Raw genomic sequence first — 22,543 nt, 5'->3', positions numbered from 1 at the left:
AACGCCGCGGTTCCGGACATCCGTCCGGCACCGCGGCCGGGCCGGCGAGGCGAGACACCGGGGTGACTCATGAATGACGTCCCGTATCACAACCCCTCACGGCGGCGGAGGCTCGGCATGTGGCTCGCCACCGGCTCCCTTTCGGCGTCGCAGACGCCAGGCGCGCAGAAGCCGAAGCGGGAGGAGACCCAGCGGGGCTCGCCGGCCCATGTCCGCCTGGTCCTCGCGGTCGAATGCCACTGCGTAACGCTCGGCGTCCTGGGCCGTCGGATATCGCTTGCTTCCCTCCGCTCCGCACCCACGCGCGCAGTGCCAGAGCATCGTGTCGCCCTGATGGCGAAAGCGAAAACGGTGTCCCAGAAGGTGGCAGCGCAGCACAGAAGACCACCCTAGGCGGATCGGCCTATTCCGGCCTGTTCTGTCCCTCCAGGCAACGGCCCACGGCCCTGAACGAGGAGGCATGGCATGACCACCACCGCCGAACTCGGTGTCGTCACCACCAAGGTCCCCGCCCGGCTTGACCGGCTGCCGTGGTCCCGATTCCACTGGCGGATCGTCATCGGTCTGGGAACCGTCTGGATTCTGGACGGACTCGAAGTGACGATCGTCGGAGCGGTTGCCGCCCGTATGACCGAGCCGGGCAGCGGCATCAACCTGACCAGCGCCGACATAGGCACTGCCGCCGCTATCTACGTGGCAGGCGCCTGTGCGGGCGCTCTCCTGTTCGGAAGGCTCACCGACCGCTACGGGCGCAAGAAGCTGTTCCTGCTCACGCTCGGCATCTACATCCTCGCCACCGTCGCGACCGCGTTCGCCCACGACGCCTGGTACCTCTACCTCGCCCGCTTCATCACCGGTATGGGCATCGGCGGAGAGTACGCCGCGATCAACTCGGCCATCGACGAGCTGATTCCGGCCCGCAACCGCGGGCAGGTGGATCTGGCCATCAACGGCAGCTACTGGGTCGGCGCGGCGCTCGGCAGCCTGGTCGCCGTGCTGCTTCTCAACGAGAGTCTGCTGGCAGCCGACCTCGGCTGGCGGCTGGCCTTCGGCCTGGGCGGCATCCTGGGCCTGGGCATCATGCTGGTACGCCGCCATGTGCCGGAGAGTCCGCGCTGGCTGTTCATCCACGGGCATCAAGCCGAGGCTGAACGCATCGTCGACCGGATCGAGGCCGAGGTGCGCCAAGAGACCGGCAGCGAGCTGCCGGAACCGGGCGAGGCGGTCACCGTACGGCAGCGCGACGTCATTCCGTTCAGGGAAATCGCCGGCGCGGCTCTGCGGCGGTACCCCCGTCGCGCCGTTCTCGGTCTGGCGCTCTTCGTCGGACAGGCGTTCCTGTACAACGCGATCGTCTTCGACCTGGGCACGATCCTGAACGGCTTCTTCGACATCGGCTCCGGCTCGATCCCCTACTTCCTGGCCCTCTTCGCCATCGCCAACTTCCTCGGGCCGCTCCTTCTCGGCCGGCTGTTCGACACCGTCGGCAGAAAACCGATGATCGCGGGCACCTACTTCGGCTCGGCAGTCGTGGCAGCCGTCCTCGCCGTCCTGCTGGTCAACGGCTCCCTGACGACGTGGCCGTTCTTCCTGCTGGTCTCGCTGACCTTCTTCGTGGCGTCCGCGGGAGCGAGCTCGGCCTACCTGACCGTGAGCGAGGTCTTCCCCATGGAGACCCGAGCCCTGTCCATCTCGCTGTTCTTCGCGATCGGCACGGCCGTGGGCGGAGTCACCGGCCCGCTGCTGTTCGGCCACTTGATTCACAGTGGCGATGCGGACCTGGTGGCCATCGGCTTCCTCGTCGGAGCGGCTGCCATGGCGCTGGGCGGGCTGGCCGAGGTCTTCTTCGGTGTCCGGGCCGAACAACAGTCCTTGGAGAACATCGCCCGGCCGCTCACCGCTGAGGAAGCCGAGGCAGCCTGGCGCAACGAGCCCGCGCCACAGGACGCACGAGACCGCCGCCGGCCCGAGCACGTCCGTCAGGCCGCCGACGAGCGGGAACGGCGGATCGCCGACCGCACTGCTCGCCGCCGGGAGCGGGAGCGCGCCGGAGCCCGCCGCTACCGCCCGGGCACCGGACCGGGCAGCCGGATGTACTCGCCGGGGATGGCCGGCACCGCGGGCACGGCAAGCCGTACGTCCGCCATGGCCGAACAACGCCTCGACGACGAGATCGAACAGATCACCCACGCGCTCCGAGAAACCGGCCCGACGAGCCGCGACCAACTCGAACAGGCCGTGGGCGGCCGTTCCTGGGGCCCCGGACGCTTCCACCGTGCCCTGCGTGAGTCCGAGCGTGAGTCCAGGGCCAAGAGCCTTGCCAACGGCAGCTACGCGCCGACGGACGGACGCGGCCAGGCCGACAGTGCACGCGACCCCCATGACCAGCGGTGACCCCCATGACCAGCGGTGACCCCTATGACCAGCGGTGGCCGGCGCAGAAGGAGGCAGCGATGAAATACGACGGATTCCTCGCCCACGTCCGCGAACGAGGCGAATACAAGGACCAGAGCGAAGCCGCGGACGTCACCAAGGCCGTGCTGGAAGTGCTGGCCCAACGGATCAGCCCGGGAGAGGTCAAGGACCTCGCATCCCAGCTGCCCGGCCCGCTGGGCCAGGTTCTGGACCGTGCCACGCCGCAGCAGGCGCAGAGCTTCGGGATCGAAGAGTTCTACCGCCGGGTCGCCGAGCGCACCGATGCCCGGCCGCGTACGGCGCAGTGGGACGCCAGCGCGGTCCTGACCACCGTTGCCGACGCTGTGACTGGCGGAGAACTGAATCAGATCATCAGCCAACTCCCCTCCAGTTACGCGGTCCTGTTCGGCAAGGCCGACCTCGCGGACTGAGCCGTGAGGCGTCCAGAACGAAAGGCCCACGAAAATGGTTGATACAGGTTTCTCCTCGTTCGACACCATGGTGGACAAGGCCAATCGGCTCCTCAAAGACGTCGAGGAGGCTTTCGAGTGGCCCAAAGAACGGCGTAAGCAGTCGTACGCGGCACTGCGGGCCGTGCTGCACCCGCTGCGGGATCGCCTCCCGGTCGAGACGGCCGTACAGTTCGGCGCCCAACTGCCGACCATCGTCAGAGGCGTCTACTACGACGGCTGGAGGCCTGCCGACACGCCCGTAAAGATGAGCAACGAGGAGTTCTTCGCACGGGTCCGGAGCGAATTCCCCTACGCCGTCGAAGGCGGCGACGAGAAGCTGGTGCGCACCGTACTGAAAACTCTGGAGCGCCATGTCAGCGCCGGCGAATGGCAGCACCTCAAATCTCGGGTGCCGAACTCGTTTGCCGCGCTCCTGCCGTGACCACCGACCCAGCGTCTGCGCCCGCGGAGTACGGCGCCACGGGCTGCGTCTTGGAGCTCTTGCGGTCAGGGATCAGGGGGCTGCCACTCGAACATCAAGATCGTGGCGTCGTCACTGAGTTCGTTGTGCTGATGCGCGAGGATGGCATGGATGAGCAGGCGCAGCACTTCCGGGGCGCTCTGCCCTGCTGCGGTCGACCGGATGATGTAGTCGGTGAAGCGCTCCAGGCCGAACTCCTCGCCCGCCTCGTCGCGTGACTCCACGACGCCGTCCGAGTAGAGCAGTATTCGGTCACCGGGTTCCAGGCTGACGTCGTGCACCTGACGGGCGGTCCCGGCGAGATTGGCGGGCAGACCCAAAGGAGGCTCCGGTGGCCGCTCCAAGGCCTTGTGGAGCAGGCGGTGTCGACGGATGAGCAACGGAGGCGGGTGGCCGCAGTTGCACCACCGCAGCACACCGGTGGGCATGTGCAACTGGGCGAAGACACCCGTGCAGAACTGCTCCGGAAGCCACTTCGCCAACGCCTCGTCCATGGTGCCCACGAGTTCGTTCAGATCTGCCCCGCTGCGTCGGGCGTTACGGCAGCCTGCCATGGCTACAGACGTGGCAAGTCCGGACGCCAGATCGTGCCCCATGCCGTCAAGGATTGCGGCGTGCAGAACGTCCTCGGTGAACGCATGGTCGAAAGCATCGCCGCCCAGTTCGTACGCGGGCTCCAGAACCGCCGTCGACACGACCCGCCCGGTGCCGATCGACCGGGGAGGGAGAAATGCCCTCACCATCTCCGTGGGCAGGTGCATCGGCCTGGTACGCATGCGCTGCGCGATGGTGTCGCTGTAGGTGCGCTTGGACGTGATGATCAGTGCGAGGAGCAGCGCCACCGTTCGGCAGCGCCGTAGCTTGAGCCCGTCCAGGGTGCTCATGTTCAGCTCCACGACGCCCAGCCGCTCCGCTCCGTCGGCCAGGGGCAGCCATACCTTCAGCCCGCCGGAGGGCACTTCTTCCACTCGGAGAGAGTCGGTGCGGTAGGTCCATCCGGCCAGCGAAGTGTCGAGCTCCAGTTCCGGCTCGCCTTCAACTAGCGGCAACAGCAGTCTCTGCTGGATGTCGATCAGGTAGATAACCACCCTGCCCATACCCATGGCCTCGGCATACCGGTTCAGGGCCACGGGCAGTTCCGCAGGTGATGCCAGCTGGGCTGCTCTGACCAGTTCCTCCAGCAGCCGCTCACCGGACCCGACGGACATGTCCCTGTCCATGCCTTCGATGATCCCTTCGAGGACGAGACGTCACAATCTGAGCTCTCCGACGCCCGAGCTGGGGCCGATCAGGTCGCTGCGCAGCCGAGGAGGCAGAACGCGCTGACGCTGCTCGGCCGTGGCCTGCACCGCCTGTTCCGGTCGCCACTCACAGCAGGAGGTCGAAGACGGCTCGAGCCTCGTCCCAGTGCTGGGTCTGGGGGTTTTTCAGGTCGGGGTGGAGGATCTTGAAGCTCTGGGCAAGGGCCAGGCTGAGTCCGCCGATGATGTCCGGGTAGGCCGCCTCGGTCTCCTCATCGGGCGTGCGGTCCAGAGCGGGATGGGTGGCGAGCTGTTCCAGGATCGGCTTGAGTTCTATTTCGTGGTCGATCTTCCGGAAGTGGTGAATGCTCTCCTGCAGGCCTTTCGTGATCGGCAGGTCACTGGTCCGGATGATGTCGCGCCCGTTGGCCTTGGCAGTGGCCTGGGCGACGGTGAGCAGATCGTAGAGCTTGGCGTCGACGAAGTCGCTGTGGCGCTTGAGATCGTTCTTGTCGACGTTGAGTCCTGCGGCCGCGCGAAAGAACCTCTCGAATCTGGCGATGGACATCACGGTCATGACGGCAACCTCCGGCTGCGGGCGCCGGGTCGCTCCCGGCGCCTGGGGTTCTCAGCCAGCCTGGCCGACGGGGGCGCGCGAACGCATGCGCATGTCGGGCCCAATTAGCCTCCCTGTATTGCCCTGCCAGGCCCAGGCGTCCGAGAGCCCGGGTTGTCGGACGGGCGTGCGGACCCAGCGCAGGGCCGGAGCGCGCTCCGGAGAGGCCGGTGAGCAGCAAGCCAGGGCCGGTTGACTCATCCCGCCCACCAGCCGCCCGACCGGGCAGGACGTAGCGCTGTGCCTCGCAGGCGTTCTGGATTTCCCGCGTGCCGGCCTCCGGCTCCCGGGCCGGGCACAGAGAAGCGGGGTGGTCGATGGCGCGGCGTGCAGTGCGTGCCGGAGCGGGTGTCCGCGGTGGCACAAGCGATGCCGGCCCGGTGGTGGGAGCAGGCCCTGTGCCGAGAAGACGAGGAGGTCCGGCCGTACTGCCTGCCACCTGCTGGCGGAGGCCAGCGTGTCACGCGGCGTCGACGTTACCTCGGCGGCGTCTGTGGGCACTCGGGACCGCGGGACAGCCGACTAGGAGGGTCCGCTCATGCGGGTGTCGTCTCAGGGCGTTACGGTCGTGGCTCTCCTGGCGGATCCGGACGCGCCGACGGAGATCGCGCAGCGCATGGCCCGGACACTTCCTGCTCGGCTCGCCGACAAGTCGGGCCAGGGGCGTCGGTTCGACGTCGAGGTCGTCAGTGAGCCCTTCACCTCCGGGACGGAGGACCCGCCCACTTTGATGCGCCGGATCATGGACCGTGGGAGTGCGGAGAACTGGGACATCGTCGTGGCCCTCACCGACCTTCCGCTGCACTCACACGGGCGCAAGCTCGCTGTGAATCTGAACCACGAACACGGCTTGGCGCTGTTCTCTCTTCCTTCGCTGGGAGGCCTGCGGCTGCAGACGAGGGCCCGGCGGGCCGTCGAAGAAGCCGTGCTCGGCTTGGCGGATCCGCGAACTACCGAGGCTGAAGGACCTCCACGAAGTCAGCCGCTTCTGGGGCCCTTCGTCAATCGTCTCGCGCCTGTTCATCCGGGCCGAACCGATGAAAAGGAGACCGACGATCTTCGGTACGTCGTCGGCGGGCCGCGCGGTTACCTCCGGGTGCTCGCCGGTATGGTCCGCGCCAACCGGCCGTGGCGGTTGGTGCCGGGCTTGTCGAAAGCCCTGGCGGCCGCACTCGCCACGGGAGCGGTCGCCACCGTAAACTCCACCGTCTGGACCCTGGCCGCGTCCCTCAGCACGCCACGCCTCGTGATTGCCACGGTCGGATCTGTCGCGATCATGATCGGCTGGCTGATCATAGACGCGGAGCTGTGGCATCGATCAACAGAGAGCTCGCCGGAGGCGAGGCAGAGGGCGCGGCTGTACAACGCCTCGACGGTCGTGACCGTGGGTATCGGCGTGCTCGTCTGCTACGTGGGTTTGCTGGTCATCAACTGGGTGTGGGCGCTGTTCATCCTCAACGACCAAGTGTTCGCTTCCGTGACACAAAACCCACTGCACGCCGAGGAGTACTTGACGTTGTCCTGGTTCGTCGCTTCGGTCGCCACCGTGGGCGGCGCGCTGGGATCGGGCTTGGAGAGCGACGAGGCGATCCGGGCAGCCGCCTACTCCAAGCGCGAACAGGAACGGCGCCACACGCTCCAAGACGAGCACGGTGACCAGCCCTCGAAGTGAACCGACACCGGCACAACTGGCTCCCGGCCACGTGTTCGGCATCGCAGCTCACCGAGTCCCGCGTACCGGGACTCATGGTCGCCTGCGGCGGTCATCCGGACCAATCAACGCCCGCTGAATTGGGGCCGCTCCACAACAGCCGGGAGGTCGGCTCGGGGGTGCGCGTCCGCCGAGCGCGGTGCCGTCAGGAGGCTGCGGCGCGGCCGACGCGCCCCGGCAGGGCGTTCCGGCTAGGCTCACATGAGTGAGGTGGCTGCGGACCTTCGGGGAGGTCGTGCGATCCGGGCTCACGATCGAGGAGGCGCGGCTGGAGCCCCTGCTCGCGCTGCGTACGGCTGCTGGGGTGGCGATCGTCATCGGGTCGGCGCTGTGGCTGGTCTCCCCTGCGTACGCCGCGTCCGCCGCCCTCGGTGCCTACTCCGCGGGTGCGGCCACCTTCCAGCGCACTTGGCGTCCGCGCAAGGTGATCGCGCTCGGCGCGGGCGCGGGTCTGGCTCTCAGCACCTTCGTGGGCTACCTGGCGGCGGGACGACTCGTGACGCTCCTCCCGCTGCTGGCCGTATGGGCCTTTGCCGCGGGGATGGCGTGGTCCCTCGGATCGACTGCTGGGATCGTCGCAGCGACGACGGTCGGCAGCATGCTGGTGACCATCACCCTGCCCACCAGCGTCGGGCGGGCCCTGGAACACGCCGGGGTCATCGCGCTCGGAGGCGTGGCGCAGGCCGCGCTGATCTTGCTGTTCCCGATTCGCCGCTGGGGGGCGCATCGTGACGCGCTGGCCGAAGCTCTGGCCGCCGTGGCTGACCACGCCCGCCGGCTGCGGCACGACCCGACCGCGCCGTTCGACCCGGAGCCGCTGATGACGGCCCGGGACGCGGCCGCCGTGACGCCATCACAGGCCCGCACCCGGCCCCCCGTCCTCCACGGCCCGCGGGGCCTCGCCGAGCGCATCCTGCCGGTCGTCGCCGCGCTCGCCGACCCGGACGTCGGCGCCCCGGCGGAGGGATCCGGGCGGGATCGCGCACGGGAGTTGCTCGATGCGGCCGCCGACGTCCTGGACGCGGCCGCCCGTTCGATCCGCCGCGGCACTCCCGCCGAGGTGCCGCCCGCGAGCGCGGAGGTCCTGCGCGTCGACGAGGAGGGCGAGGTGTTGGAGGGGCCCGCCCGCCAGGCCGCCGAACGGCTCGTGGAACTGCTCGCCGAGGCGTTGGAGATCGCCGGGAGCGGCGGGGCGCGCGACAAGGCGCCTGCGCCGCCCGGGCCCGCGAGCGCCCAGTTCTTGGTGCGCCCGACCATGCTCCGGCTGCTCCCGGTCGTCGTCCGGGCGGTCCGCCGGGAGCTCCGCCGGGACTCGCCCGTGTTCCGGCACGCAGTCCGCCTGGCGGCAGTGGCCACGCTCGGCTATCTGATCGCTTCCCGGCTGCCACTGGAGCACGGCTACTGGGCGCCCATCGCCTCGGTGATGGTGATGCGGCCGGACTTCCACCAGACGTACGCGCGTGCGGTGGGCCGTCTCGCCGGGACCCTGGCGGGGGTCGCGCTCGCCACCGGCATGGTGCAGGCCCTGGGCCCGGACGCCGCTGTGTTCGGCGCCCTGGCGGTGGTCTCGGCGGCCCTGTCGTACACGCTGCTCCGTACCGGCTACGCCTATTCCCAGTGCTTCACTGCCGCGTACGTCGTCTTCCTGCTCGGCATGGGCGGCCAGGCATGGGAGCAGACGGTCCCGGAGCGGGTGGTGCTCACCCTGCTCGGCGGGGCCCTGGCGATGCTGGCGTACGTGGTGTTCCCCGCATGGGAGACTCCCCGGCTGCTGGGCCGACTGGCGGACTGGCTCGCCGCCGACGGCCGCTACGCGGCCGCAGTGCTCCGCAGCTACGCCGAACCGACCCGGGAGCATCGCGCCGACATGCGCAGGGCCTTGCTGGCGAGCAGGGAGGCACGCGCCGCCTGGCAGGCGGCCTACGACCAGGCAAGGCAGGAACCGGTCGGCCCCAGAGGTCTGACATCGCGCGAGGCGGAGGAGGCGCAGGAGGCGCTCCAGGGACTTGACCGGGCGGCGATGCTCATGGAGAGCCACGTCCCGCGGGCCGGCAGTCGTTTCGCCCCCGAGGCGGAGCGGTTCGCCGAGGCATTGGAGGCAGACACCGCGCGGGCGGCGGTCGATGTGCGTGAGCACAGGAATCCGGACTGGGGGCGCGTGGAGGAGGCGCTCCACGCGTGGGAGGGCGCCGCCGGGGACCGGAGCCCGGTGCTTCGGCGCGGGGCAGAGCTGCAGAAACGGGCCCTGGAGGACCTCGCGGCAGCAGTGGGCCGCACACCCCTGGAACGGGACGTCAGCTCAGCTCGCGAGGAGCAACGGGTGCGGGCGGCCGTGGCTGGGGAAGGTGACGGATCAGGACCCGCGCACCGGGGTGGGTGACGGTTCCGGCGACCGTGAGCGCCGCGCCTCCTGGAGCGGGCCGTAGTCTCCCGGCCGTGTCGAGCGCCGCCACACGTACACCGCTGTCGCCATCACGAGAATCAGCCCCGCCAGGACGAGCAGTTCGATCCCCTCGACGTTCCACCGGAAGGACTTCTCCGCCTCGGCCGTCACGATGAGCACCTTGCGGATGCCGGCAATCAGGCCGACGACGAGGAACGGCTCCGCGTCGAGGGTCCGGTTCCTGATGGTGAGGCGGACTGTGTGGAGCAGCTCGGCCACGATGAACAGCACCAGGCTGCTGTCCAGGGCGGAGAGAACGACCGTCTCCTCGCGGTACGGCCCTTGAACCGACCGGATGACGTCATGGACGACCCCGACGGTCAGGATCCCCGCGAGCAGTACGAGGAGCGCCGCGACGACGAGGTGGATGCCGTCCTCGATGAGCTGCAGGAGGCCCTGTACCCGGCCGCCCTCGATCTTCGGGAGAATGGGTCGCACAGTCAGCATGTTAGGAGTGCCCCGGCCCGCAGGCGCTGCGTGCTGGGCGAACGGGTGGACGGGCGGATCCCTCCCTGTCGTGGCAGCCTGGGGAAGCGGCGGAGCACGACAGGCCTACCATGCAGCAGGGACCCCGAGGTAACCCGACGCGGACACAAACGGCAGGAACCTGCGGCCCGTCCTGGCGCCGACCCGGGGTCTGCCCTCCGATTCGGCCCGGGACCTCGCCCCGGCCTGCGGGAGGAACCGCGCCGCCGCACCGCCGGGCGGACACCGATGGTGCCCCCTCGCGGCGAGCGAGCAGGTCGGCGTGTCCGGAACGTCGGTACCGCCTGGAGGACGGCGGCTGGGACATCGGCGTCTTCCCAACCCAGGCCGACCATGAGGGCAGAGCGCACTTCGTGGCGGGCGCACCGTGCCGGAGGACGCAGGTGCACTGGAGGTGTGTGATGAGAGCTGACCGCTCCCACGAGAGCCGTGATGGTCACGTACTGGTCCTCGATGCCGGTTCTTCGAGCCTCCACATCGCTCTGTTCGCGGCGGACGGTGAACGGGTGGCGGTTCGAGACGCCTCGGAGCCTCCGGGGCCTGCTGCGGCGGCGGAACTGCGGAACTTCCTCAGCGAGGTGCCCGCTCCTGCGGCGGTTGGTCACCGCATCGTCCACAGCGGTCCGCACCTGACCGGACATACGCTGATCGACACACCCGTACGGGCTCTGCTGGCGGACGTCGCCGATCTCGCGCCGCTGCACGTGACCCCTGCCCTGCGTGTGGTCGATGCCGCACGGGAACTCCTGCCCGACGTTCCTCATGTCGCCTGCTTCGACACTGTCTTTCACAAGGATCTGCCGGCACAGGCGCGCACGTACGCCGTGCCGGAGCGATGGCGAGCCGAATACGGGCTGCGCCGGTACGGCTTCCACGGGCTCTCCTACTCGTGGGCACTGCAAAGGACGGCGCAGGCGTTGGGCCGACCCGTCGACAACCTCCAGGTCGTGCTCGTGCACCTGGGCGGCGGCTGCTCGGCCTGCGCCGTCCGGAACGGACACAGCGTGGACACCACCATGGGCCTCACTCCGCTGGAGGGCCTGGTGATGAGCCGGCGCAGCGGCAGCCTCGACCCCGGCGCGCTGCTGTGGCTGCAGCGGCGGCACGGTCTGAGCACGGCCGAATTGGATGACACACTCCACCGGCATTCCGGTCTGCTCGGTCTCTCCGGTACCTCAGGAGACACCCGGGACCTGGTGCGCGCCCGCGCGGAGGGTGATGCCGCGGCCGCGTTGGCGCTGGCGACGTTCACACTCAGCTGCCGCAGGGGCATCGCCTCGATGGCCGCCTCGCTGGACCGGCTGGACGCGCTGGTCTTCACCGGCGAGATCGGCGAGGACCAACCCGAGGTTCGCGAGGAGATCTGCTCGGCCCTGACTGTTCTCGGTGTACGAGGCGGGCTACTCGTCCCCGAACTGGAGGATTTGATGCGGGAAGGCCTCCGCCGCATCGATCAGGCGGTGAGAAGTGTCCCGGTCCTCGTGGTCGCAACCGGCGAGACACAGCAGATCGCCGCCGAGACCCGACGGGTGCTCGGCGTTGCTGACCGGACACGGTAGCTGTCACCAGTTGGACAAGTTTGTTGTCATGTCTGGTGCGTGGCCAGTCGTGTTGTTACCAGATAACGGACGTCGCCCTCGAGGACCACCACCTGGACGAGGCTCGGAGCCAGGGCTGAAGCGTGCTCGCCGTGGGCCCCACGAGCGTGGTCACGGACCCCCACGCCATGAGGGCAGATCGACACCCACAGTTGCGCCGGGCACAGCTGCGCGCGGTACACACCTGGCGGGTACCGTTCTCCCACGGCTTTGCCGACGCCGAGGCGCGTGCCCGGTGCACGGCGGAGGAGAGCGCGAGCTGGCGGAGCTCGCACCGCGGCACGAGAAGTACCCGCGCCGCCGTCGTGAAAGAAGAGCTCCACGAGGGATGGCTGGCGCCGCCCCTACATTGCCTGCTCGGACCGGCGTGACTGCCCTTCCAGCGGTAGGTCGATGCCGGCGAGCGTGAGATGGCTGTTTTCCCTTCGCTCTCCGGTGTCACCCTGGTGCCACATCGACCGCTTGTCCGCTGATACCGATGCCTCCGGCAGCAGTTCCCAGTGCAGATCTCCCGAGCTGGAGACAACGTGCCAGCCGATGAGACATGTGGCCAACCGATCGAGCACAGCGATGAGCTCCGCGGGAACGAGTCCGCACTCACGCGCGATCCGCTCCAACTCGGCACATCCTCGAACAGCGGAGGCATCTGTGTGCGCCGCAAGGCAGAGAGCGGTAAGCCGCAGAGACAGGTTGCCGGCGGCCATACATCCACCGCTCGCCATACGGAGAGCCCAGTCAGCGGCGCTCCTGCGGTCCGGACGCGCGGGACTCTGAGTAAACAACACGCCGTCGAGGAGCTGGGCGGTCACCACGCCGTCGGCTGCCCCGGTCGCAGTAGGCGTTCTGCGGAGCCAACGTGACTGCTCCAACTCACTCCACGGAAGCGGGTCACGGCCCAGACGAAGACTGCGCATCACGCCGGCCGCCAGCCGGACTTTCGCCTCTGAATCCATGCGTAGGGCGCACTGCACGGCGAGCAGCCGGGCCGCAGCACCGGTGTGGCTGGGCAGGGCAGCGGCCAGGTAGCTGAGCATCTCGCGCACCCGAATCTGGTCACCCGGACCCTTGGGCCGCCGGTTGCGACGCCGCGCGACGCTGCTTCCGGAAGACGTCATGGTCACACGCGGGACGCTTTCAGGCACCACGGCGGCCTGTTCCGTCACCGACGCGCATGCCGTACATGCATCCGCAAGCCGCCAGAGGCGGCCGCCCCGCTCGCGGGTGAGAAGTAGACGGACAGGTCCTGCACAGCCACGGTGGCGTGGGTGCCAGCGGCAGCCTCGCTCACGGCACTGGCAGATCCGCATGTATGACGGCAGAGCGTCACGCCGGGCATGTCCCACTAGATGCTCGAGCGCCGCTGAGCGTGCGGAGGCGGCCACGAGCACCATGCCCCCGATGCCGCACTGCCGACAAACAAGCTGCGGCCCGCCTGAACCGGTCCGCAGTTCCACTGTCCAGGCACGCTGCTTCGCTGAGCGTGTTGTACGGAGTCTCATGGAACGCGCGCTCCTCCCAATCGATCCCGCGCTGTCGTCCTCTCGTGCGAGAGCGACGGCCGCACACGGTAGTGCAGACCTCTGCCCTCTCGCTCGCATCCTCACCGGCAGAAATAGGGCAGAGGTCTGCACTGACAGGGCAGTGGTCTGCCCCGTCGGATGGTCAGGTGACGATCTTCCCGCCCGATCCGGACTTCGAGGCCCTGCGCCTGGAGCTCGCGCGCCTCCGGGCGGTCCGCGGATGGAGCTATGACGAGCTTGCTACCCGCAGTGGACTCGCCCGGCGCACGCTCATCGAGATCGAGCAGGGCCGCACGATTGGGACTCTGAAGTCCTGGCATGCCCTTGCGCATGCCTTGAACACCCCTCTCGATGAACTCTTCGCCGCCCTGTGCGATGGGCATCAGCCCCCCAAACACGCCGACGGGTGACGGGGATTGCGAGCGGCGGTTGCCATCCGCCCGGATCGGTGACTGGCTACGAACCCGTGTTCGGGCGCTCGAAAATCAGTGTCATCAGATGCGGCAGTCCGGGGGACATGAGCGGTGTGACGCCGGCTGGTCGGCGTGTTGCCTGGCAGGTTCGCCCGCATGCGCTCAACACCCCTTCCTTCACGCCATTGGGACGGCAGCCTCTTCCATGTCCGTAGGAGGCGTTCCCTGCGCCTGAGCAGCGACAGCGCAAGCCGTCTGCTGCGATGCGGTCAGGGTGACCGGTGCCGGGATTGCGGCAACCGAATCGAGTGGTACCACAGCACCAACGAACGGCCCGTCCGCCTGCATCCTCACGAGCTGCCTGCTGAGAAAGTGCCGCCATCGTGCCATTGGCACGTCAGCAGTGGCGTCGCACATCCGGCAGGGGACGGCAGCGGCTGGTGCCGCCTGCCGCACGCCATGGTGTGTCCGGCTCGCGACACCAATCCGGCCGCGCCGGAACTGACAGGGCTGCGTCGCGCTCTGGCGGTCAACACCCGTCGCCTGATCGACAGTGGCGCATTCGTTCCCCCTCCCGCCCTGCCGGACACCAAAGCGTCAGCGAGCACTACCTGCCGTCCGGCCCGTCCCGTCGTGCAGCTCCTGTATCTCCGCTACCTCGCCAATCACCCCGTGGACGAAATCCAGTGCGTTGCCCAGACCCGCCGACGTCACCGCTGCACCAGCCCACTCCTCACCCATGACACGCGGGCAGGTGTCTGGACGGCACATCCGCACCCGGCTCCCGACGCTCGCCCGACGCCGGGCGCCTGCTGGCTATGGCAGCAAGGCACCCCGAGCTGACCGCGCACCGCACCGTGGGAGCTGATGAACTCGAGGACCTTCCCCAGCCGTCACAACAGCCCGTTTCAGCGCTCCGTCCCGCTCCGCCTCTTCCTGAGGAGCCCTTGTGCCTACCCCGACCGACGAACAAGTCCGAGCCGCCGACACCTTCCGGGCGGGACACCACCTCGTCCTGCAAGCGGGAGCCGGTACCGGGAAGACGACCACCCTCGCGATGCTCGCCTCCAGTACAAAACGCCACGGTCGCTACCTGGCCTTCAACAAAGACATCGCTCGTGACGCCGCCGCACGCTTCCCCCGCACGGTGATGTGCAAAACGGCCCATGCGACCGCGTATGCGGCGCTCGGGCACCGCTATGTGAGGCGACTCAACGGCCCACGCCAACCAGCCTGGAAGACCGGCCAGGCCCTCGGTATCACCCGGCCCGTCCGCATCGGTGATCACGAGATCAGTCACAAGACGCTCTCCCACACGGCGCTACGAACCGTGACACGCTTCTGCTACTCCGCCGATCGAGCTCTGGCTCGCCACCACGTGCCGCGCCTTCGCCGACTGACGGCGAACGACGAACACGCCGAGCTCACGGACGTCGTCATGCCGTTCGCGACCAAGGCCTGGGCCGATCTACAGGATCCCGAGCAGGGCGTGGTCCGCTTCGAACACGACCACTACCTGAAGATGTGGGCCCTGACTGAGCCCAAGATGGAAGGGGACCTCCTCTTCCTTGACGAGGCCCAGGACACCAACCCGGTGCTGGAGCATGTCTTCAACGCCCAACGCGATCATGCCCAACTCGTCATGGTCGGCGATTCTGCCCAGGCGATCTACGGCTGGCGCGGCGCACGCGACGTGATGACTGACTTCGACGCCACTGCCCTCACGCTGACCTGCTCCTTCCGCTTCGGCCCACGTCTCGCCGAGCATGCCAACCACTGGCTCGAACTCGTCGAGGCACCCATCCGTCTCACCGGCAGCGAATCCATCCCTACGGAGGTCGGCGACGTCACCCACCCGGACGCGGTGCTGTGCCGCACCAACATCGGCGCCATGGCCGAAGTCATGCGTCTCCTTTCCGCAGGCCGCCGAGTCGCTCTGGCCCGCGGTGGCCACACGCTTGCCGCACTTGCCCTGGCGGCTCGTGACCTCAAGGAAGGCCGCCGCACCAGCCATCCGGAGCTCGTCCTCTTCGCGTCTTGGGGAGATGTGCAGGACTACGCGGCGTACGACCCCGCCGGCGGAGACCTCCAGCCCTTCGTCGACCTCGTCAACACGCATGGTCCGGACGCCATTCTCACCGCGGTTAACGAGCTCACCGGCGAGGACCGTGCTGACGTCATTGTGTCCACCGCCCACAAGGCCAAGGGCCGGGAATGGCAGACCGTCCGCATCGGTGAGGACTTTCCACCGCCCAAGGATACTGACCAATGCGACGCCGAGGGCCGCCCAATTCCGGAGCCCATCAGAGACGCTGACGCACGCCTCGCATACGTAGCCGTGACCCGGGCACGCCGCCGCCTCGACCTAGGGGGGTTGTCTTGGGCCGAACCGCCAACAGTTTCCAGCATGGTTGCAGGCTGATGATTCTGGCGGTCAGCGAACCCCGAGCCACCAGGTAGCCCCTTCTTCCTCTCGGCCCTGCACATGTTGCTCAGCAAGGACAGCGTCCGTAATGAGCTGGCTGCCGCGCGTCTGATCGCACACGAGTGCCAGATGACTTGCGAAATGCCCCAGCCGATCAGCCAGCAGTGCTTTCTCCCCCTTACGCCGGCAGGCAGCTCGCAGGACCTGGTTCAGGCTGGCGACCACGTACTTGGTGTCGCCTCCGGACGCACGCAGGTCACGGAGAACAGGACTGTGCAGGTAGTCGCCTTGAGTGACTTGAGCCCAAACCAAGACGGTCGCGGCTGCCGGGCTAGGCGAGGTCGGTGCGCCACTGAACGTACTTAGTCCATCGGACAGCTCGCTCCATGCTGCTTCGGACAGGCGCCAAGAGTGCAAAGCGCGACGTCGCTTCGCGTAGTCGATGCGTTGTGGATCTGAGTCCAGGTCACAGGCGATTCGTTCAACTGATCGGTCGAATTCCGCCCGCGACTTCGTCGGATCCAGTACTTGCTTGAGGACTCTGAGGCTCTGCTGTGCTGTGGCCCAGGGAATACCGAGGGCTTCAGCGCACTCGGACCACGTGCCACCTGCCGCCATCTCTGCAAGCTTCAGTGAGGTGGCCCGGCGCAGATGGCGGATATTCCAGTTTGTGAGGGGACCCATGCGTTCCTGGAGCGGGGTGAAGTGAAGGGCCGCACTTGCTGTGGGCAGTAACGCTGAAACGTGCTCGATACGGAAGACGCACTCCCGCGATGGTGTTCTGAGGCTGGAGCCACGGTGGCCGCCCGCCCGGTAAAAGCCGTTGAACTTACGAGCCAGTGCACGGGCGAGAACCGGTGAGAAATCCATACGACGGAAGCCTGCGGCCTGGTTCGGCGTCAGCCGCTCGAATGCTGCGCGCGCCAGCGGGTGCACTCGGTCCCGGAACTCTGCATCGCCTTCATCCCGGTGGCTGAGAACCTGGGCGGCCGCAACGAGGAGGGCGGCACATTGAGCTGGATCGTCCGGAGCAGGCCACGGACTGGATGACCGTTGACCCCGATCGTGCGCCTGATCCAGCTGCCGGACGATTGCCGTTGCATGGCTGTCGATCAGTGAGCAGAAGCGTGCCGAGCCGACCAGGGGAGCACCTAACGGCCAGCTACATTTGATCAGATGAGCGACGGCGACCAGATCGAGGAAGAAGTAGCGATCATTCTTTGTGCGGTGGGAAGGCCCGGTGAACAGGTTCCGTTCGATGCGGAGCTGAAGAGCGAGAACGCGATCCAGCTCCTCGGGCGTCATCATCGGTGCCTTGATGGGTGACCGATCGAGCCGGGCTCCGCAACAGCGGTGGCTCTCGGTCGTGGCCGAGCGGGCGCTGTCCAGCGGCTGACGGCATTGTGCCGGATGGAGCCCGTTCGCGGCCCGCTGCATGAGCAGGCCGGAGCGTTCCGAACCGGGGGGCCGGTTGGCCAGATTGCCGCACTGTGGGCAGGCACTGGACAACAGCGTCGCGTGCTTGGTACAGGCGAAGACGACGGGGAGGTGCCATCGGAGCTTCCAGGCACCACCAAGCGCATCCTGTACTGGGCTTCCGTTGCCGGCCAGGCATTGGGGGCAGAAGCGGCTGGACAGGTTGATCGCCCAGCGCCGTCGCGCGGCGGCATGGTTACGACCTTGGTCCAGACGGGTGGTGCGGAGCGGCGCGTACGTCGAGGCGAGCCCCGACCCAGCGAGGGTGAGCCCCTGTGCTTCGGCAGAGGAGAGCCGTGTGGCTTCACCGAGGGTGGCAGCGGGCTGCGGGGGCAACGTGAGTAGATAGTCGGCGGGCAGGCGACGGTGCATGGTGCTGAGCCCGCACAACTTGCCGATGCGGGCAGGCGACCGTTCCAGTCGGCAGGCGAGTCGGAGCAGGAAACCGGGCAGCGACTCTTCAGGCAACGGGGCCAGGCTGCGGGCTAGTGCCCGGCTCTCCATCCGGTTCACCCCGCCGACCCGGTGGCTACCGGACCAATGTCGTCAAACACGGTGTTGCGGCTCTTGGGCTTCTTCTTCGCCGTTGCTTCGTGCGGCGGGATAGTGGGCTGTTCGCCGGATGAGGCGTCGAGGTCGGGCATATCGCCGGGGGTGACGGTGATTTGGTCGAGAAGGCCTTTCGTCAGCCGCTCGCTGCCGTCCTCAATGGCGAGACGTAGTCCGCGCTGGATGAGCTTCTCCAGTACTCCTACGATGCCTCCGGTGCGGCGGAACAGGTACTCCGGCATGTCGCCGTCGGTGAGCATGCCTTTGGTGTCCACCAGGAGCCGCATGTGGCCCTCCAGTCCGCGCAGATGGGTAATCCAGGCCTTCATCTCCTTCGCTGTGCCGTACCGAAAAGGACCCAGATCGACCACCTGGAAGCGGCGCTCGTGCTGACTGGCGGCGTGGTCGTTAGGACTGCGGCCGCGGTCCCTCACCGGCGGATAGATCCACTCACCCGTCTTCGGATCACGACTGCCCTCACGCAACAGCCCTGAAGTGGGGATGCCGACGCCGACGAGCACGAGCGTGACGGGCATGCTCATCATCTCGCGGATCAAGTCCAGGACGTCCTGATCGGCTTCTCGATGGAGCTTGAGGCGGGTGATGTCGTCGATCACAAGCGCCTTCGTGGCGTGCTCGATGATCGCGGTTTTGACGGTGCGGATCAGATCCTCGAGCCGCATGCCCTTGTAGTCCTCGCCGTAGAAGTCGAGGATGCGCTGACAGGTGGAGATGGGCGTGGCCTTCACTGGGCAGCGTACGTAGGCGACCGGTGTGACCAGATCGCGAGTGCCGGGCATCGCATCCGGGTTCATGTAGTTGTGCAAGTGCAGCCACTCCTCCATGAAGAGCGCCATCGCCTCGCACACTGTTTCCGTCTTGCCCTGGGCGCCGTCCCCATTGACCATGATCCCGCCCCGCGTGCCGGCCTTGTGGCTGAAGGCGCCTTCCTCGACCCTGGCTCGTACCGCGTTGGCAACTCTCTCGCTCATCGGGGTGGCCTCGATTGGCAGGCTGCTATGCGTGGCGATCCGGTACAGGTTGTAGAGGCGCTGCTGGCGTCGGGACAAGCGAGCAAACTCCTCTGCTGTGAGCACGGGAGCGGGAACGAAGTCCTTGCGGGTCTCGCACCAGCGCTGCCAGCCTTCCCAGGTGGTGCGATCCAGCGGGGGTCCGGGCAGGAAGGAAGGATTGCTGCATTCGGGGCTCACTGGCTGGCCTCTTCCTCGGTCCTGGCGGCCGGCTGGTCAGGTTCGGCATCGTCGAAGTCGTCATCAGGCAGGGCCATGAAACTTGAGGCACGTAGCCGTTCGGACAGGTCCTGGGGCGGCGCCGGCTGCTCGGGCACGGCGACCTCCCGGCGGCGTCGGCGTTCGCGGGTCACCGCGTCCTCGCCCTGCTGAGCGCGCTCCCTCCAGCGCAGGGGGACGACCTTGCCGTCGCCGGAGCCAGCTCGAGCTGTCGGAACGGCGACGACGGGTGAAGGCGTCGCTTCCTGCTTGGCTTTCTTCTTGGCTGTGGCGCCTGTGGGGCGGTCGGCTGCTGCCGCGGCTGCCTGAGCCACCTCACGTGCATGCTCGGTGCGCTCCTTCTTCGACAACTGCGTCGGCCATTGGTCGACCGGGACATTTTTCCCGATCAACTCCAGTAGCACGGGGAGTAGTTCGGTATCCGCCTTGGGCGCGAGGCCCCGTCGGCGCAGCTCCCGCATGGCTTCGCGTACCCGGGCGTCGCTGAAAGCCGGCACCTTGCCCTCGTCGGGCAGCCCCGTCCAGCGCAGAGTGTGCCAGTCGTGCGTGCGGGGGTCCTGGAAGAACACGAAGCACGGATCGCGCGGGTCACGGTGGATGACGTATCTGTTCTTGTGCCGCCCACCGCGACGTGAGAGCTCGCCGCGGTAGGGATCCAGGGCGGCGCCGTCGTACCAGAGGTTTTTGATCTTCACGCCGCGCTTGCCGTGGATCACGACTTTGTGCCGCGGCAGCAACTGGTAGTACAGCTCGGCAGACGGAATCCGCAGTGCGAAGCCGCCCTGGGCCATGGCGGCGGCGAACAGGCTGTTGGGACTGTGAGCGCCGCCTGGGTCCCAGCTCGGCGCGTACGAGTCGAAGCGCCGGTTCTGCCAGACCTTCACGATCCACGTGGCGATGAGATGTTCCATCTCCGCCATCGTCAGGCAGGCGTCGGCCTCCGGGTCTACGCCGCGGTCGGCGGTGTCCACGCCCTGATAGCCGGGCAGGATGCCGAACACCAGTGACTGGATGGCGCCGAACGTCCGCTCCACGGACCACTTGTCGGTGGGCCGCAGCACGCGACTGGGCTTGATGTTCGCTTTGATGACCCGCTGCACTTCGACCAAATGATGGTTGCGGTAGACGGCGCCGTGGTCGGTGGTGACAGTCTCGGGGGCGAAGAACGGAAGCCCCGCCACCTCATGCCCGGCGAAGTCCGCGACCACAGTGCCGGGGACACCGGGGTAGGCCCACTCCATGTCCTCGCCCCAGTCCGGACGCATCGGCAGCGGCATCATCATGTCCCGTAGCACCATCGCCACGTCCATCGAGGTGTCGGAGACGAGACTGAGCCGGAACGCGACGATCGAGCGCGTGTAGACATCCAAAGCCAGCGTCAGGTACACCGACACCGGATCGCCGAACACGTTCTCCAGGACCTTGACCGGCAGCACCGTGGTGTCCAGGGCCACCACCTGTCCGGGCCGGTGCACGACGACGTGCCGGCCCGTCGCGTACCCCTTCGCCTTCGCCGCCGAGCGCGCATAACGCTGCCGAGCCCCGTTCGAGCCGAACCATTCTCTCCAGATGGTGCGCAGGGTGTCGTAGCCGGGGATCTCCACGTGCTGAGCGTCAGCGGGCTTGTCATCCGCCGAGCCGAACACCTCGCGTATGTACTGGTGGATGAGGCGTTCTTTCTCCCGCATGGTCAGTTTCGAGCGGTGCTGTGCCTCGGCGTACACCGCGTACAGGGCCTCGCGCAGTTCGGGCGAGATCTGGTGGCCGGTCGCCTCCCGCAACCACCGGTCATCTGCCACGCCTACGGGACCGTACTTGCCTCGTCCGGTATCCCAGCGCACCAGCGTGCGCAGACTCACCCGGTGCAGGCCGTTCGCCTTCGCCTGTGTGGGTGCTTCAGCAGCGGCTCGGCGTAGTTCCTGTACTTTCGCGAGCCGACGCTGGGTGAGCGTTGTCGTGTCCGGGTCGTACTGCGGGCGCGGTTCATGCGGCAGCGCGGCCAGCGGGTCGCCGCTGCGGTAGCCGGTCTCGACCTCGCGCAAGTGCTCCAGCCGGAGCATGACGATGGTGCGCTGCACCGGTTCCAGGTCGTCCATCGACTTCGGCTGGCGACCACGGTCAGCGGCCGGCAGGTCTGTACGGGTCCGAGTCGAAGGGCCGCAGTCCGGACGATGGATCAGTTCGCTGACTGAAGTCTTCCACGACTCGCCGTCGTCATTGACGAGCGTCACCCGACCCAAGTGAGGCAGACAGGACTGGATCCGCCACGCGGCGCCGCTGACGATCAGCTCTGCGCCCGGTTCCAGGGGCCACATGGCCTCCACTGCGGTGCTCACCGCTCAAGCCCCCGGTGGTGCTGCCGCGGAGTCAGCCGGATCAGGCTCGCGTCCCCGAACGGTACGGAGAAATCCACGCCCAGACGCCGACTCCACAGCAGATGCAACGCATGCGCCCGGCCGATAGCCGGCAGGCAGCAGCGCTCGACCAACTCTGCGTACGACAGGGGCCCTTGCGCGGCCGTCTCCTGTAATTGCGTCTGGATTCCGAGTACGTCCGGCAACGGGCGCCGCTCCGCCGACAGCGCGTCCACGTTGGTCAGCACATGCTGGCGCCACCCCACCACGACGCCATACCGCCAGCCCGCTGACAGCGCGGCTTCCGCTGAGGCGGCGAACTTCAAAGCGTCTTCCGCTTTAATCCGGCCGGCCGGACGTACATCGATCAGGAAAAGCCCGGAGTCAGTCACCAACAGGAAGTCCGGCGTGTGCTCGATCTTCCTCCCCTCGGCGGTGAACCGCAGCCGGAACGGCTGAGACAGGGCCTCCACCAGCCCGGAGGCGAAGTCTGAGACCAGCAGCAGACACTCTTCCTCATGGCTCTCAAAACCATGGTGTCTGTCCGTTGCCATCAGGTACTCGAGCCCCGGACGGTGGGACTGGTCAGTGCGCCACGTGAAGCGGCGGACAGGAGCGCTCCGCCCGACGTCTACCTTGTCCAGGTCGCGCACCGGGCCGGTTACGAGATTCCGGCCGAACTTCCACGTCGTGGTCCACCGTACGGGCCAGTTCTCATCAAGATCTAACCACTGCACGTAGTCCATGAACCCGGCATCCAGAACTGCAAGATCCTCAAGACGGCAAGCGTCAGACCAGGCGGCGTCGGAGGAGCGCATTGACGATCGGCAGGACCAACCGTCCTTCGGATCCGTCGAGTTCACCTGCTGCGACTCCCCTGACCGACTTCACCGACATCGCCCCATGATCTGTGCGCTAAGAGCATTAGGACGGTACGGCTTACCTCGCGATCTGAGGTAGTCAGTCTTTTCGAGAGTCACACGATTGAGTGAATGTCATCCCGTGTGTCTTCCGTGACGACAGGCGAGCTGTTCTGTTGGGCTGGGAGGGCGTTGCACGATGCATCGAGATGATCTAGCTATCGTTGAAGCGACGTGGGCGTGATCATGCGAT

17 protein-coding genes are annotated in these 22,543 nt (G+C 67.5%); 9 read left to right on the top strand and 8 right to left on the bottom strand.

Annotated elements, in window-relative coordinates:
• Nucleotides 1-465 precede the first annotated feature (465 nt).
• From ABZ948_RS06200 to ABZ948_RS06190, 3 genes are read left to right on the top strand one after another with little or no spacing between them, the layout of a single operon-like run.
• Entirely contained in the window at nt 466-2,394 is a 1,929-nt protein-coding gene (locus ABZ948_RS06200) for an MFS transporter (protein ID WP_359757717.1), read from the top strand.
• 59 nt (nt 2,395-2,453) lie between these two features.
• Entirely contained in the window at nt 2,454-2,846 is a 393-nt protein-coding gene (locus tag ABZ948_RS06195; protein WP_356917600.1) for a DUF2267 domain-containing protein, read from the top strand.
• Nucleotides 2,847-2,880: 34 nt separating this feature from the next.
• Complete coding sequence (locus ABZ948_RS06190; RefSeq protein WP_356917601.1) at nt 2,881-3,309, top strand: DUF2267 domain-containing protein; 429 nt, start codon at nt 2,881-2,883, stop codon at nt 3,307-3,309.
• A 65-nt stretch (nt 3,310-3,374) separates the two neighbouring features.
• On the opposite strand, the gene ABZ948_RS06185 is transcribed toward ABZ948_RS06190, so the two are convergent.
• Together ABZ948_RS06185 and ABZ948_RS06180 are read right to left on the bottom strand one after the other, a co-directional pair.
• Nucleotides 3,375-4,568, bottom strand: coding sequence for a PP2C family protein-serine/threonine phosphatase (locus ABZ948_RS06185; RefSeq protein WP_359636253.1), 1,194 nt, complete (start codon nt 4,566-4,568; stop codon nt 3,375-3,377).
• A 148-nt stretch (nt 4,569-4,716) separates the two neighbouring features.
• Nucleotides 4,717-5,166, bottom strand: coding sequence for a DUF1931 family protein (locus ABZ948_RS06180; protein ID WP_359757715.1), 450 nt, complete (start codon nt 5,164-5,166; stop codon nt 4,717-4,719).
• A 607-nt stretch (nt 5,167-5,773) separates the two neighbouring features.
• Between ABZ948_RS06180 and ABZ948_RS06175 the strand changes: the two genes are divergently transcribed.
• Both ABZ948_RS06175 and ABZ948_RS06170 read left to right on the top strand, forming a co-directional pair.
• Nucleotides 5,774-6,877 carry a hypothetical protein gene (locus ABZ948_RS06175; protein ID WP_359757713.1) on the top strand — a complete coding sequence of 368 codons (1,104 nt, stop codon included), beginning with the start codon at nt 5,774-5,776 and terminating at the stop codon, nt 6,875-6,877.
• 244 nt (nt 6,878-7,121) lie between these two features.
• Nucleotides 7,122-9,296, top strand: a complete 2,175-nt coding sequence (locus ABZ948_RS06170; RefSeq protein WP_359757711.1) for an FUSC family protein — start codon at nt 7,122-7,124, stop codon at nt 9,294-9,296.
• Here the strand turns inward: ABZ948_RS06170 and ABZ948_RS06165 are convergent.
• Nucleotides 9,270-9,806, bottom strand: a complete 537-nt coding sequence (locus ABZ948_RS06165; RefSeq protein ID WP_359636259.1) for a phosphate-starvation-inducible PsiE family protein — start codon at nt 9,804-9,806, stop codon at nt 9,270-9,272. The two genes, ABZ948_RS06170 and ABZ948_RS06165, sit on opposite strands and share 27 nt — an antisense overlap.
• A 440-nt stretch (nt 9,807-10,246) precedes the next feature.
• On the opposite strand from ABZ948_RS06165, the gene ABZ948_RS06160 reads away from it, so the two are divergent.
• Nucleotides 10,247-11,404: an acetate/propionate family kinase gene (locus ABZ948_RS06160; RefSeq protein WP_359757709.1), complete on the top strand. Its 1,158-nt coding sequence runs from the start codon at nt 10,247-10,249 to the stop codon at nt 11,402-11,404.
• Nucleotides 11,405-11,787: 383 nt separating this feature from the next.
• Here the strand turns inward: ABZ948_RS06160 and ABZ948_RS06155 are convergent, their stop codons facing one another.
• Complete coding sequence (locus ABZ948_RS06155; protein ID WP_359636263.1) at nt 11,788-12,564, bottom strand: hypothetical protein; 777 nt, start codon at nt 12,562-12,564, stop codon at nt 11,788-11,790.
• A gap of 545 nt (nt 12,565-13,109) precedes the next feature.
• Here ABZ948_RS06155 and ABZ948_RS06150 point away from each other — a divergent pair.
• From ABZ948_RS06150 to ABZ948_RS06140, 3 genes are all read left to right on the top strand, one after another.
• Complete coding sequence (locus ABZ948_RS06150; protein ID WP_359757707.1) at nt 13,110-13,373, top strand: helix-turn-helix transcriptional regulator; 264 nt, start codon at nt 13,110-13,112, stop codon at nt 13,371-13,373.
• Between the two features lie 159 nt (nt 13,374-13,532).
• Nucleotides 13,533-14,219, top strand: a complete 687-nt coding sequence (locus ABZ948_RS06145) for a DUF6083 domain-containing protein (RefSeq protein ID WP_359757705.1) — start codon at nt 13,533-13,535, stop codon at nt 14,217-14,219.
• Nucleotides 14,220-14,325: 106 nt separating this feature from the next.
• Nucleotides 14,326-15,798 (top strand): UvrD-helicase domain-containing protein, encoded by a 1,473-nt coding sequence (locus ABZ948_RS06140; RefSeq protein ID WP_359757703.1) that lies wholly within the window; start codon nt 14,326-14,328, stop codon nt 15,796-15,798.
• Between the two features lie 12 nt (nt 15,799-15,810).
• Here the strand turns inward: ABZ948_RS06140 and ABZ948_RS06135 are convergent, their stop codons facing one another.
• The 4 genes from ABZ948_RS06135 to ABZ948_RS06120 are packed head-to-tail and all read right to left on the bottom strand — an operon-like array spanning nt 15,811 to nt 22,293.
• Nucleotides 15,811-17,781 (bottom strand): TniQ family protein, encoded by a 1,971-nt coding sequence (locus ABZ948_RS06135; RefSeq protein WP_359757701.1) that lies wholly within the window; start codon nt 17,779-17,781, stop codon nt 15,811-15,813.
• A gap of 5 nt (nt 17,782-17,786) precedes the next feature.
• Nucleotides 17,787-19,037, bottom strand: a complete 1,251-nt coding sequence (locus tag ABZ948_RS06130) for an AAA family ATPase (RefSeq protein WP_359757699.1) — start codon at nt 19,035-19,037, stop codon at nt 17,787-17,789.
• Nucleotides 19,034-21,412, bottom strand: coding sequence for a transposase (locus tag ABZ948_RS06125; protein WP_359757697.1), 2,379 nt, complete (start codon nt 21,410-21,412; stop codon nt 19,034-19,036). Before ABZ948_RS06125 ends, ABZ948_RS06130 begins: the two co-directional genes overlap by 4 nt.
• Complete coding sequence (locus ABZ948_RS06120) at nt 21,409-22,293, bottom strand: TnsA-like heteromeric transposase endonuclease subunit (protein ID WP_359757695.1); 885 nt, start codon at nt 22,291-22,293, stop codon at nt 21,409-21,411. The genes ABZ948_RS06125 and ABZ948_RS06120 overlap by 4 nt, the downstream gene beginning before the upstream one ends.
• Nucleotides 22,294-22,543: the final 250 nt, after the last annotated feature.

This window comes from Streptomyces olindensis, assembly GCF_040645895.1.
In the GTDB taxonomy this organism is placed as follows: Bacteria; Actinomycetota; Actinomycetes; order Streptomycetales; family Streptomycetaceae; genus Streptomyces; species Streptomyces olindensis.
This window is presented reverse-complemented; position numbering and strand designations above follow the sequence as displayed.

Bases quoted from the DNA above. Each gene is read 5' to 3' on its own strand.
- ABZ948_RS06200 (WP_359757717.1), top strand. From the start codon at position 466: ATGACCACCACCGCCGAACTCGGTGTCGTCACCACCAAGGTCCCCGCC.
- ABZ948_RS06195 (WP_356917600.1), top strand. From the start codon at position 2,454: ATGAAATACGACGGATTCCTCGCCCACGTCCGCGAACGAGGCGAATAC.
- ABZ948_RS06190 (WP_356917601.1), top strand. From the start codon at position 2,881: ATGGTTGATACAGGTTTCTCCTCGTTCGACACCATGGTGGACAAGGCC.
- ABZ948_RS06185 (WP_359636253.1), bottom strand. From the start codon at position 4,568: ATGGACAGGGACATGTCCGTCGGGTCCGGTGAGCGGCTGCTGGAGGAA.
- ABZ948_RS06180 (WP_359757715.1), bottom strand. From the start codon at position 5,166: ATGACCGTGATGTCCATCGCCAGATTCGAGAGGTTCTTTCGCGCGGCC.
- ABZ948_RS06165 (WP_359636259.1), bottom strand. From the start codon at position 9,806: ATGCTGACTGTGCGACCCATTCTCCCGAAGATCGAGGGCGGCCGGGTA.
- ABZ948_RS06160 (WP_359757709.1), top strand. From the start codon at position 10,247: ATGAGAGCTGACCGCTCCCACGAGAGCCGTGATGGTCACGTACTGGTC.
- ABZ948_RS06145 (WP_359757705.1), top strand. From the start codon at position 13,533: ATGCGCTCAACACCCCTTCCTTCACGCCATTGGGACGGCAGCCTCTTC.
- ABZ948_RS06135 (WP_359757701.1), bottom strand. From the start codon at position 17,781: ATGGAGAGCCGGGCACTAGCCCGCAGCCTGGCCCCGTTGCCTGAAGAG.